The following is a 13,169-nucleotide window of genomic DNA, read 5'->3' on the forward strand; positions in this document are numbered from 1 at the left end:
CGGCCTCATCTTTCTGCGAACTCATATTTTATTTTCTGCGATCTTTCAAAGTCATACAGCGTGAGCAGTCTTACCGTATAAAAAGACGTCCAGAAAGAACGCAGTGCATTTATGTAGTTCTGATTGGCCAGGTCTTTTTCCTGTTGAGCGAGGTTAAGGTCGGTGATAGATATTTTGCCGATATAGTACCGCTGCTTGGTGATCTCATAACGCTGCCTTGCAATTGTATCAGCTTTGGCGGCACTTTCAAACAGCTTCTGCTGAATATTGAATTGTTGTGTCTGCAGATAGATCTCTTGCTCAAAATTGCGTTCCTGCTGCTGGATGTCGACCTCTATCAGTTCCTGGTTCGCTTTGGCCTGCCTGATCCTGTTACGGGCTTTTCCCCAGTCGATAATCGGTATGGAGATGCCGACACTCAATAACTGGTTCTGCTGCAAATTACCGCCGCCGTATGCGTTTTTAATACTGGTACCCTGCCGCGCCTGTCCGAAGTTTGCGGAAAGGTTCAATTGGTAGCTGTTGTTACCTCTCGCCTCTGCTACTTCCTGCTCTGCCTGCAGACGCTGCCGGCGGAAGGCAAGCACCGCCTGCCGGTTGTCCTGTGCTTCCCGCTGTGCTATGTCGAGCGGGATCTGTAAGGAAGGGACAGTGTCGGGTAAGGCAACTTGTACGGTACTGCCTTTAGGCAGGGAAAGAAATTGCGTTAGCTGCCGGTAGGCTATCTCTTTGTTTAGCGTAGCCTGTTCCAGGTTGTTGCGGGCATTGAGTAAGTTCAGTTCTATCTGCAACAGTTCATTTTCTGCAATCTTCCCCAGTTCGAAACGTCCCTTGGAGATACGGTATAATGTATCTGTATTGGCCACATTCTGCCGCAGGATCAGCTCCTGCTGTTGCGCCATTAATGCATCAAAGAAATACCCGGAAGCTTCCAGTCCTGTTTTCTCCAGCGCCTCTATGTATTGCTTTTTAGACTCTTCATACAGCAATGGTTGTATACGGGCATCCCAGCGATAAGGATTATACAACAGCATAGGCTGTGAATAGTTGACGGAGAAAGGCGTAGACAAATAACTGATTCCTGAAGTAGGATCAAATACATCGTTACGCTGCAGGTTCGTGGCAACAGATAGTAGTCCGCCGGTAAAGGGTACTACCTGCTCCGCTATCAGGCTGGTGAAGGTAAATGAGTAGGAGCTGCGGCTGAAGGCATAGGTCCCATCCGGCTGACGGATACTCTCAATATTTCCCAGGAAGCTGCTACTGTTAGTCGCCTGTAACCTTAGCTGCGGACGACGGCCAGCTACATAGTATCTGAAGGCATAGAGACTGTTGAGCGCACTGCTGCGGGCTCTATAGTAAGAAGGGGATTGTTGCTGCGCCTGTAGTACAACGCCCTGTAAGGACAGTGTTTGTTGTGCGCAGGTAACAGTACAGGTGAATAGTCCACAAAAGGTAAACAGAATAGGTATTTTAGTCATGTCGCAAGCATTCAATCGGGTTCTTATGAGCAGCCTTACGGGCAGGTGAAATTCCAAAGATGAGTCCTACGGCAGACGCCAGCACGAAAGACAGGAAGATGGATATGCCTGAAACAATGGTGTGTATGTCGGCCAGTTTATCAACCAGGTAGGCGCCTGAAATACCAAGTATCACACCGATCACTCCTCCGGTAAGACTGATCAACACCGACTCAAACAGGAACTGCATAACAATGTCTTTCTTCTGTGCGCCCAATGCCAGACGGATGCCTATCTCGCGCGTACGTTCCAGTACAGAAGCCAGCATAATGTTCATGATGCCAATGCCTCCTACCAGGAGTGAAATGCCTGCAATGGCGCTTAGTACAATGTTGAATACGTCTTTGGTCTTCTGTTGTTGTTTGAGTAATTGCTCTGGAATAGTGATCTCAAAATCCAGTACATCATTGTGCCTGCGGCGCAACATGCGGCTGATGATAGTTGCCGATTCAGACAATGATTCTGCCGCATGTACCTGTATCACCAGTTCGTCCAGCTGGTGGAAGATCTTGTTTTGGGGAGGTTCATTATTTCTTCCGAAGAACATTCCGTTATCACCTGATCCCAGGTACAGGGAAGGATTCTTGTAACGGATCAGCGATGTCTGAATAGGTATATAGATATCCAGGTTATAATCCCTGATACCAAGGTTGTCTTTGGTAGCTTTGCTGATTGTCTTTTCTTCTGTTACACCAATGATCTTCAGCCATTGTGTTCCGCATTTAATAGTTTTTCCAAGCGGATCTTCTGAGATAAAGAATTTACGTTTTACATCACTGCCGATGATACATACGCCTTCACCAGCCACGCGTTGCCGCTCATTGAATACCGTGCCTGCACCGATCTTAATGTTGTTGATCTCAAAGAAGGCCGGCTCAACTCCAACTATTTTCAGTTTGCTGCTTTTACTACCGTAGATGATATCCTGCTCCAGGATCATCTCCGGGCTGATAGCGGCTACAGTGGGAATGATGCGGCGGATGCTCTGTGCATCTTCAAGGCTTAATCCTTTGGAAAAACGGTTCTTTGTGGCAGCAGTTTTAGGTCCTGATTTTTCGTCTGATCCCTTTTGTTGCTCTTCTTCTTTTTTCTCTTCTGCCTTAGGTTTGATCACAATGTTATTCACACCTACAAGCTTCATCTGCTCAAGGATCTCCGCTTGTGCGCCTCTGCCGATGGCCAGCATGGCGATGACCGCAGCTACACCGAAAATAATTCCAAGTGCAGTGAGGAAAGAACGTAGCCGGTTCGCACCGAGGGAATCCAGGGCGATATATAGGTTGTTGAAATTACGGTCCAGCATTACATTATTTTAATGTCGTTATTTTCATGTCTTTTGCTGATGCCGGTTCAGAGAGATAAACAACCTCTCCTTCCGTCAGTCCTTTTTCAACAATCACTTCTTCATCATTGGATTTACCCAGTACTACCTGTTGTTTGGAAATATTACCTGATTTGCTTTTATAAACATAACTGGTTTTACCGCTGGCGAAAACGGCTTCCAGCGGGATGATCAGTTTACCAGGCAATTCACTGATCAGGATATTATTGGAGGTGGTCATTCCGGGTTTCAGAATGGAGTCCACTTTATTGAGTTTGATATTTACTTCGAAAACCTTGGCAGTAGCGCCAGGACGGGTCTCACCGATATTGGCTACTGTCTTCACAATCCCTTCCATCTTCACTTCCGGGAATGCATCCAGTCCCATTGTCACCTTCTGTGCCTGGTGTATCTTACTGATGTCAACTTCATTGATATATACTTTGGACAACATGGTGGAGAGGTCCGGAAGCATGGCTACGCGCGGGTCCCAGGAGCGTACAACCGAGCCGGTTTTCTTTTTACCACCGCTGGCCCAGTCATTGATATATACCAGCAATCCATTCTTTGGCGCTTTAATCATAAAGCGGCTTTTCAGTTCTTCCAACCTTCCTATCTGCCGGCCGAATTCGTCTGCTTCACGACGTGCCTGTACCATCTTTGTGGCAGCCTGTTGCTGTTTGATCTTGTAATTGTCTTTCATCTGTACCAGGTCGCGCTGCGCCTTTTCCAGGTCTATCTCTGCCTGTCGGATGGTAGCGGGAGGCTCGTACTTACTCAGTTCCAGGGCCAGTTTTTTCTGTTCCATCTGGAATTGAAGATTGGTCATCTGATCACGAGCCTCCCTTAAAGTAAGTGCTGTATCCAGTGCCGTTTGGGTGACTGTTGAATTCGACTTCTCGAAAGATAGCTGCGCGTCGCTGATGCGTTTATTCACCAACGTTGGGTCCAGTGTGGCAATGTAATCGCCTTCTTTTACATGGGACCCCTCGGCCACCATATCCTGTATCTTGATCTCATCATAGATCTGGTTTGCCTGCAGATCTGCAGGTGCAGAGACGTAGACAGTATTTTCCGCTTCCAGTTCTCCTGAACTGTTTACAACATCACGGAAACTACCTTTACGTACTTTGGCAGTAATGCTGCTGTCGGCAGCTTTACCAGAAAACAGAAAATAACAGATCGCAAGGACAGGAATAACAATGGTAGGCAGCAGCCACCTTTTCTTTTTAAGCATAAGTGGGTAAATGGATTATGAAAGGCCGGGACACTATCTAGCTACAGACACGTTATAAAAGTAATTGTCCATTTGAAAAATAAATGTTAAAAGTACCTGCATTAGCAACCATTATCGACAAATGGCGTACTTATAGGTCCCATTTCCTCCACTCTATCGACTATCGACTTTAAACACTATTTTTGCACCTCAAATTAGCTCCCTATGGAACTGGTGATCGTAAATAATAAAGAGACAGCAAGGCAATTTCTTAACACACATGTGGTCCTGAACAAACATATTCCTGAGTGGATACGGCCGTTGGACAAAGATATCGAACAGGTATTCGATCCCCAGAAGAACAAAGCTTTCAGACAGGGGGAATGTATACGCTGGATCCTGAAGGATAAAAACGGTAAACTGATCGGGCGTATTGCCGCCTTTGTAAATAAAAAATACAAGACAAAAGGAGATACCCAACCGACAGGTGGTATTGGATTCTTTGATTGCATCAATGACCAGGCAGCCGCCAACCTGCTGTTTGATACTGCCCGCGACTGGCTGAAAGAGAGGGGTATGGGAGCAATGGACGGCCCTATTAATTTCGGGGAGCGTGACCGCTGGTGGGGATTGCTGGTAGAAGGATTTTATGAGCCGCTTTACGGTATGAACTTCAATCCGCCTTATTATAAAGAGCTGATGGAGACATATGGCTTCAAGCCGTTTTTCGAGCAGATCTGTTATTCCATGGGTGTAGATACACAGTTGCAGGATAAATTCTTCGCACGGCATGCAGCCATTGCAAAGGATCCTGCCTTTCATGCGGAATATATCAATAAGAAGAACCTGGAAAAATACGCAGAGGATTTCACCATTATATACAACAAGGCATGGGCCAGGCATGAAGGCGGTAAGGATATTACCAAACAACAGGCACTGAATATCTTCAAACAGATGGCTCCCGCTATGGACGAAAAGATCGTCTGGTTTGCGTATCACAACAATGAACCTGTTGCCTGCTGGCTGAACCTGCCGGAACTGAACCAGTTTTTCAAACATATGAACGGAAAGTTCGGCCTCTTCCAGAAACTACAGTTTGTGTACATGAAACTGATGAAGAAGTGTAAGAAATTCACGGGGATAGTATTTGGTGTGGTACCAGAGTTTCAGGGTAAGGGAGTGGATGCTTTTATGATCGTAGAAGGAGCCAAGGTGATACAGGGTACACTTTCCTACAGGCAGTATGAGCTGCAATGGATAGGTGACTTTAATCCTAAAATGCTGAATATTGCCGAAAGCCTGGGTACTCGGCCCAGCCGTAAGCTTATTACCTATCGCTATCTTTTTGACAGGACAAAAGAATTCCACCGTCATCCTATGCTTTAACGGTTGCACAAACATACTCCCCGGGGTGCAACATGGCGCTCCTTACAGAGTTGGAACGGCCATTTCTCTAACGGGGGACATTAATAACAGGAAGGGGCCGGAGATGCCGGATAATGACATTATAGATCTCTTTTTCCCGGAAAGGCTTCAGGAGGTAATCATCAAACCCCGCATCAATGAATTCCCGGTTACCGGGCATGGTAGTATCTGCCGTCAGGGCTAGCACGGGTACCCGTGCTTTGGCGGGCTCTTTATCTTCCCGTATCCTTTTTACCACTTCTACTCCGGTCATACGGGGCATCTGGAGGTCGAGCAGCACCATATCGTAATTATTACAGACAAATAATTCGTAGGCGGCAACCCCGTCTGGCGCTTTATCAAATCTGCACTGCCAGCGGGTCAGGATCTTTTCCATGAGGATCAGGTTCATTTCCTGATCATCTGCCACCAGTATATACCGATCTTTCATAAACTGACCGGTCATCTGGCTAACCTCCTGCTGGGTAACGACGATGGTTTGCGGCGGAGGTAAGCCCCGGTAGCTGAGGGAGCAGGAAAAACAGCTGCCTTTTCCCGGTGTGCTCTCTACGATTAACTGACCGTCGTGTAATTCCACCAGCGCCCGGACAAGCGCCAGTCCCAATCCGGCTCCGTGCAGGACGCCTGCAGCAGAGGTCCTGTTGTACATATATTGATCAAATATAAAGGGTAGTCTTTCCTGCGTAATACCGCTGCCAGTATCGCTTATCCGGATATTTACCTGTACGTCTCCTGATACCAGTTTTTCTACCTGCATATAGCAGTGTACGCTACCGGTATCGGTATATTTAATAGCATTTTCCACGAGACAGAAAAGGATCCGGCTGAGACGTTCACCATCTCCACTCACTTCCAGCTGCTGTTCTCCTTCGCAGGAAACTTCAAACATGAGATGTTTGTTGTGCGCCCGGGAAGACAGTTTAGCGGTAACAGTATCAAATATTTTATAAGGCGAAAAAGGATAAGTATCAAGATGCAACTTCCCCTTCTGTAACCAGCCCAGCTCCTGGATATTCTGTTGTATCTGCATCAGCATACCGGCTGCATTTTCAACAGTGCCCAGCAGTTCCCGCTGATTATAATCCAGCGCAGTATAAGACAGCTGTTCACTAAACCCGATAATAGCATTCAAAGGCGTCCGCATTTCCTGGCTGATATTATTGATGATATTCAAACGGGTATCCATCTTTTCTTTCCCGGTACGATTTATGTGTATTATTTGTTTTCGGAGATGCCAGACATAATACAAGAGAACAAGCACAAACGCGAACAACAGCACAGGCAATAAAAATGATGAATCAATGACAGTAATAACTGCCGGAACAGTGATGTCGTTTACTGATGGGGTATTTACAATCACGAACAGGAAGAGTGTATATGGGATTAATCCAAAAGCAAGCGATAGATACATCGTATGCAATTAAAAGATGAATAAAGTTGGCGTGGCGTTAAACTAACAATCAATTAAGAGTTCCTGACTCTTCTAAACCCGGTCTTTTAACAGGCTACATTGATGTACCGAATTTAATTAAAAGCTGTGAGATGGAAAATTATTTCCCTTTCGTGTTATGTTCCGGCAGAGAAATTAGGAGTATATTTATCATGAGCTGATACACTCCACTATTACCTGTTAATACTATGTCCAACAGCCAATGCGGAGGCTCCCAAAACTATTGTGAATTATACGCAATATGACGTCAGGTATGTACTTTAAACAAGAGGTGCTACGAATGACAGGCGGTGTCCTGTTGTTTTATGTGACCTATATCATTTTATTATTATGCTCTTTACTGCTGACGGCAGCCTGTACCTGGAGCGGAAGTACGCTTATTGTCTACGCTTCTTACCATGGCATTTCCGGCATATTTGTATCCATGGCAGGTGCCGTGCTGGTACTAATAGGCATTTTGCAGGCAGTTTTCATTGTGCTGTTCCTCTTTAGCTGGCATAAGACCGCTGTGCCCTACCGTACCGTTGTTACAGAGAAAGAACAACCTGTGTTGTTTGATTTTATACACAAACTTGTAAAGCAGGCAAAGGCCCCCTTGCCGAAAAAAGTCTATCTCGTACCAGATGTCAATGCAGTGGTATTTCACTCTCCTGGTATTATGGGGCTTTTCGGTGGAGCAGACAAAAACCTGGTGATAGGACTCGGCATGGTGAACAGCCTTAATATCAGTGAGTTTAAAATGGTGCTGGCACACGAGTTCGGGCATTTCTCACAACGCAGTATGAAACTGGTCCTGCACGTATATACGATCAACAGGATCATTTACAATATTCTCTACGAAAATAAAAGCTGGCGGAATGCTATCATATGGCTTTCCAACAAAGGACTGTTAGCGGCATTGTTATCCCGCCTGTTTGTGATACTGGCGGCAGGCTTACATTATCTTTTCCGGAATATGCATGCGCTGATCAACCGGCAGTATATGCGCTTAAGCCGTGAAATGGAATTTAATGCCGATGAAGTAGCGCTTTCTATCTGCGGGACAGACACCGCCATTTCTGCCATGCGCCGGGCAGAAATGAGCAATGCCTGTTTTCAGCAGCTGCTGCAAAGCGTAACGACGTGGTCGCGGCAACAGCGGTTCATCCGGAATATTTATGAAGCGCATAGCATGCTCATAAAATATCATGCGAAACAGCACAGTACTCCCCTGGACCATCAACAACTGCCACAGTATAATGACGACCAATTCGGCACTACGGTGAAAAGCCAGGTGCAGTTCCGTGATCACTGGGCATCGCATCCTACACAGGAGGAACGCGAACAACGTTACCAGGCGGCCAACATTCCCGGAGTGACGATCATGCAAAGTGCATGGACGCTGTTTCATGATGCGGAAAGATTACAGGAGCAGATGTCCCGGCAGGTCTACCAGGTACTGACGCCGGAAGAAACGCCCGGACACTGGGAGCCTGCGGAAGATCTTATCAGGGAGATTGAAGCATTCCATGAGCAGTATACTTTTCCTGCTCCGTATAACAACTATTACGACGACAGGCCTTTCTCTGACATTCCTTCCGGCAGACTGGAACCTTTTTCTGAGGAAGAACAAACATTGTACACCCTTTCTACTCTATATGCAAAAGAACACCGCCAACAGATCCGTCATTACTTCCGGGATGTGCAGGACGCGGCTACCTTACAGGCGATTGTCTGCAGAGAGATCCAGGTAACGCAATTCACTTATGGGAATGTGCAGTACCGCAGTAATGAAGCATCGAGGATACTGGATAAATTGCAGCAGCAGATCAGCAGGGACGGGGAATGGCTGCAGGAACATGACCTGCTCGCCCTTCGTTATCATTATACCTTTGCGCTGCAAACGGCACTGGAAGCAGCTACTAACTTGCAGGAACAGTACAAACGTATTCTTTCACATCAGACCAGGGCGGGTGCGCTCAATGAAATAGCTGCCATCATTATCGAAAGTATTCCGGTCTTTTATAGCGGTAATGATACTCCCCCGTCAAAAACGGATCCCCGGCTCCAGATGCTGCGGCAGGAGGCGGAACAACTGCAACAGTTATTGCAGGATCTTTTGTTTCAGCATCATATCAGCGACCAGTGGGAACCGGACCTGCAGCAAAAGGTGACGCATTTTATTCAATACCAGTATCCTTACCTACGGGAACACCTGCCATTGCCGGAAGAACTGGAAGCTATGCACGAGATCAGCACTGCCGTATCTGACCATTACAATAACAGCATTGTACTGATGAAAAAAGCCTTTCTTTATCGTTGTCTTGACTTCAGCGAGCTGTCTGTTGCTCATTGACGGTTTACTTTTCTTAATATGTAAGTAGTTACCATCCCGGCAGGTACTATGAACTATGGGGCAGCGGCTAGGGACTATGGACAATTTTCTGTACTTTCGGCCCTCGCGAATGCGTTGTATATATGGAGAATTTTATCGTTTCAGCCCGTAAATACCGTCCACAGAATTTTTCAACCGTAGTCGGACAATCACATATTACGACCACCCTTAAAAATGCGATCCGTAACAATCAGCTGGCACATGCCTTCCTGTTCTGCGGTCCGAGAGGTGTGGGTAAAACAACCTGTGCCCGTATACTGGCCAAAACAATCAACTGTGAGAACCTGCAGCCTGACGGAGAAGCATGTAATCAATGTCATTCCTGTACTTCTTTCAACGAAGGAAGCTCCTTCAATATCCACGAGCTGGATGCTGCTTCCAACAACTCCGTAGATGATATCCGGACGCTGGTAGAGCAGGTACGTTTCGCACCTCAGGCGGGAAAATATAAGATATACATCATAGATGAGGTTCACATGCTCAGTTCTTCCGCATTCAATGCGTTCCTGAAAACGCTGGAAGAACCCCCTTCTTATGCCATCTTCATCCTGGCTACCACAGAAAAGCACAAGATCCTTCCGACTATCCTGAGCCGGTGTCAGATCTTTGATTTCAAACGTATCACTATCCAGGATACGGTAGACCATCTGCAGGAGATTTGTCAAAAGGAGCATATCCAGGCAGAATCTGATGCACTGCACCTGGTGGCGCAGAAAACGGATGGCTGTATGCGTGACTCACTCAGCACACTGGATAAGATCGTCAGCTTCACCGGCGGGCACCTGACTTACCAGAACACGCTGGAGCATCTGAACATCCTGGATTACGATTATTTCTTTAAAGTGATGGAGGCCGTGCTGCAACAGGATGTTGCCACTGCCCTGTTGATATTTGACGAGATCTTACAGAAAGGTTTTGAGGGAGATAACTTCCTGAACGGCTGGGCGGAGTTTCTCCGTAACCTGCTGATGAGCAAGGAAGAAAAGGTGCTGCACCTGGTGGAAGTATCCGGTAATCTCAAGGACAGGTACAAGCAGATGTCCGGCAAGGTAAGCCCGTCTTACCTGATCACGGCACTGCACCTGCTGAATGAGACGGAGATCAACTACAGGATGGCGCGCAACAAAAGGTTGCATGTGGAAATGGCGCTGATCAAGCTATGTTTCCTTCAGCAAGCCGTTACCTTAGTCAGCGATGACCAAACCGGAGAGGTAGTAAAAAAAAAACTGGTAGCTGATGGCGCCGTACCTCAGAAACTGAGGTCTTCCTTTATACAGGCGGCGCCGGGACCTAAGCCGATGGCAGGCCAGTCGGCTACTACCGGTTCCATAGCTGCCAATGAAGCAAGACTGACCATTGAGACACCCCCTCCGGCTGTCAACCAGCATATACAACAAACAGCTGCCCAGCCCGTACAGCCTGTACAACGGCAAGCACCTCCGGTGCAGCCCGCTACAGCGCCTGTAACGTCAACGACGGCCACTGCGCCCCGACCGGGCCAGGCTGCCGGTCCTCAACCGAAACTGACCGGTCTTGCCGCCATGAAGGAGGCGCTGGCAGCAAAACAAACAGTGCAATCGGTACGGGAGATCATCCCTATCACCCTGGGAGCGCTCCATGTATACTGGGAGGAATTCATAGATACTTTCAGACAGGCTAACAAAATGACAGTTGTGAGCAATCTTCAGCTGGCTGTTATTAATCTGGCAGGACCTGAGGAAATAGCCATTGTAAGCAGGAATATTGTGCAATTCCGCTTCATGGAAGAAGAAAAGCTTTCTATTTCGGCTTTCTTCAAAGAAAAGTTTCATAACCCGGCCATCGTGCTGACCTTACAGCTCGATGAGACCCAGCAGACGATGGATATTGGCCCCGCGCCACTTTCCAGCCGTGAACAGTTCCAGAAGATGACAGAAAAATATCCGCTGATAAAGGAACTGAAAGATAAGTTGAATATGGAACTGGATTTTTAAGGGGTTTACAGAAATATCTTCTGTAATCTAACTTTCACAATTCGCATTTCTTTTGTAGGTTTGGGCAAAATTTGGAAAAATACTATGGCAGAAGTTATCAGAATGCCCCTTTTGAGTGACACAATGACTGAAGGGGTGATCGCGGAATGGCATAAAAAGGTAGGAGATACCGTAAAAGCAGACGATGTAATTGCTGAGGTGGAAACAGATAAAGCCACCATGGAAGTGATGGGTTATGTGGAAGGTACTCTATTATATATTGGTGTCGAGAAAGGTAAGGCTGCTAAAGTAAACGAGATTATAGCAATTGTAGGAAAACCAGGAGAAGATTATAAATCTTTACTCGGTGGTGGTAATAATAATGGCCAGGCGGCACAGGAAGCCAAGCCTGCAGCGCAGGCAGCTCCAGCAGCTACTCCTGCCCCGGCAGCCAGCAGTGCTGATAGTGCAGCTGCTGCAGAAGCGCTGAAAAATGCAACCGTTATCCGTATGCCGCTGTTGAGCGATACCATGACGGAAGGTAAGATCGTAGCCTGGAATAAAAAAGTAGGCGATACCGTGAAGAGTGACGATGTGCTGGCTGAGGTAGAAACCGATAAGGCTACCATGGAAGTGATCGGTTACGCTGACGGGGAACTGTTATATGTAGGCGTAAAAGAAGGTGACGCTGCTAAAGTAAACGGCATCATCGCAATAGTAGGTAAAAAAGGCACCAATGTAGATGCGATCCTCGCAGCAGAAGGCGCCGGTGGTGCAAAACCAGCCGCACAGGCAGCATCAACAGCTACTCCGGCTGCATCTGCAGCTCCGGCAGCTACACCTGAAGCTTCAGAAAGCAAAGATGGACGTGTGAAAGCATCTCCGCTGGCTAAGAAACTGGCTGAAGAAAAAGGCATCGACATCAACAAAGTGACTGGCTCCGGCGACGGTGGCAGGATCGTGAAGAAAGATGTTGACAGTTATGTTCCATCCGCAGCTCCAGCTGCCGCTAAACCAGGTGCTGCTCCAGCCGCTAAAGCTGCTGCATTCACTCCGGCAGGTCAGGAAGGTTACACTGATGTTCAGTTAAGCCAGATGCGTAAAGTGATCGCTAAACGCCTGAGCGAAAGCAAATTCTCTGCACCTCACTTCTACCTGAAAGTAGATATCAATATGGACAAAGCCATTGAAGCACGTAAAGCTATCAATGAAGTGTCTCCGGTTAAAATCTCCTTCAACGATATGGTGATCAAGGCTTCCGCCCTGGCACTGCGTCAACATCCTGATGTGAACAGCAGCTGGATGGGAGACTTCATCCGCCAGAACCATCACATACATATCGGTTCCGCTGTGGCAATCGAAGATGGTCTGATCGTTCCGGTGATCCGCTTTGCTGATCAGAAAACCCTGAGCCAGATAGCTGGTGAAGCGAAAGAACTGTACGACAAAGCGAAGAACAAGAAACTGCAGCCACAGGATTTCTCCGGCAATACCTTCACTATCTCCAACCTGGGTATGATGGGTATCGATGAATTCACGGCTATCATCAACCCACCGGATTCCGCAATCCTGGCTGTTGGTGGTATCAAAGAAACAGTAGTTTCCGAGAAAGGACAGTTCAAAGTGGTGAACATCATGAAGCTGACCATGAGCTGTGACCACCGTAGCGTGGACGGCGCTGTAGGTGCACGTTTCCTGGCTACGCTGAAGAGCTACCTGGAAAATCCGGTAACTATGCTGGTATAATTACTACATTAACAACTAACTATAGAAGAGGCGTTCCGGTTACACGGGACGCCTCTTTTCGTTGATCCCTCCCCTATCATCTTAACACACTGTTATTCAGCATCAGAATTTGGGAATTGCTGTATAAATGATTAAATTTAAGTTGCTCCCCAACAACTAATTGAT

At 47.1% G+C, this 13,169-nt stretch carries 8 protein-coding genes; 4 read left to right on the forward strand and 4 right to left on the reverse strand.

What is annotated here, in order from left to right:
• Positions 1-5 precede the first annotated feature (5 nt).
• The 3 genes from F3I09_RS03205 to F3I09_RS03215 are packed head-to-tail and all read right to left on the reverse strand — an operon-like array spanning position 6 to position 4,078.
• Positions 6-1,481 carry a TolC family protein gene (locus tag F3I09_RS03205; protein WP_149693587.1) on the reverse strand — a complete coding sequence of 492 codons (1,476 nt, stop codon included), beginning with the start codon at positions 1,479-1,481 and terminating at the stop codon, positions 6-8.
• Positions 1,474-2,823: an ABC transporter permease gene (locus F3I09_RS03210; RefSeq protein ID WP_149693588.1), complete on the reverse strand. Its 1,350-nt coding sequence runs from the start codon at positions 2,821-2,823 to the stop codon at positions 1,474-1,476. Before F3I09_RS03210 ends, F3I09_RS03205 begins: the two co-directional genes overlap by 8 nt.
• Before the next feature lie 4 nt (positions 2,824-2,827).
• Positions 2,828-4,078 carry an efflux RND transporter periplasmic adaptor subunit gene (locus tag F3I09_RS03215; protein ID WP_149693589.1) on the reverse strand — a complete coding sequence of 417 codons (1,251 nt, stop codon included), beginning with the start codon at positions 4,076-4,078 and terminating at the stop codon, positions 2,828-2,830.
• A gap of 204 nt (positions 4,079-4,282) precedes the next feature.
• On the opposite strand from F3I09_RS03215, the gene F3I09_RS03220 reads away from it, so the two are divergent.
• Positions 4,283-5,443 (forward strand): hypothetical protein, encoded by a 1,161-nt coding sequence (locus F3I09_RS03220; RefSeq protein ID WP_149693590.1) that lies wholly within the window; start codon positions 4,283-4,285, stop codon positions 5,441-5,443.
• A 67-nt stretch (positions 5,444-5,510) separates the two neighbouring features.
• Here F3I09_RS03220 and F3I09_RS03225 read toward each other — a convergent pair whose 3' ends face one another.
• Positions 5,511-6,893 carry a response regulator gene (locus F3I09_RS03225; RefSeq protein ID WP_149693591.1) on the reverse strand — a complete coding sequence of 461 codons (1,383 nt, stop codon included), beginning with the start codon at positions 6,891-6,893 and terminating at the stop codon, positions 5,511-5,513.
• A gap of 292 nt (positions 6,894-7,185) precedes the next feature.
• Here F3I09_RS03225 and F3I09_RS03230 point away from each other — a divergent pair, with 292 nt between their 5' ends.
• The 3 genes from F3I09_RS03230 (at position 7,186) to F3I09_RS03240 (ending at position 13,004) form a co-directional block, all read left to right on the forward strand.
• On the forward strand, positions 7,186-9,267 hold the full coding sequence (locus tag F3I09_RS03230; RefSeq protein ID WP_188133663.1) for a M48 family metallopeptidase: 2,082 nt from the start codon (positions 7,186-7,188) through the stop codon (positions 9,265-9,267).
• Positions 9,268-9,389: 122 nt separating this feature from the next.
• Positions 9,390-11,279: a DNA polymerase III subunit gamma/tau gene (locus F3I09_RS03235; RefSeq protein WP_149693593.1), complete on the forward strand. Its 1,890-nt coding sequence runs from the start codon at positions 9,390-9,392 to the stop codon at positions 11,277-11,279.
• Positions 11,280-11,363: 84 nt separating this feature from the next.
• The gene (locus F3I09_RS03240; protein WP_149693594.1) at positions 11,364-13,004 is read left to right on the forward strand and encodes a pyruvate dehydrogenase complex dihydrolipoamide acetyltransferase; all 1,641 of its coding nucleotides are present in this window, start codon (positions 11,364-11,366) and stop codon (positions 13,002-13,004) included.
• The last annotated feature ends 165 nt before the right edge of the window (positions 13,005-13,169 follow it).

The organism is Chitinophaga sp. CF418 (assembly GCF_900142925.1).
Classification (GTDB): Bacteria; Bacteroidota; Bacteroidia; order Chitinophagales; family Chitinophagaceae; genus Chitinophaga.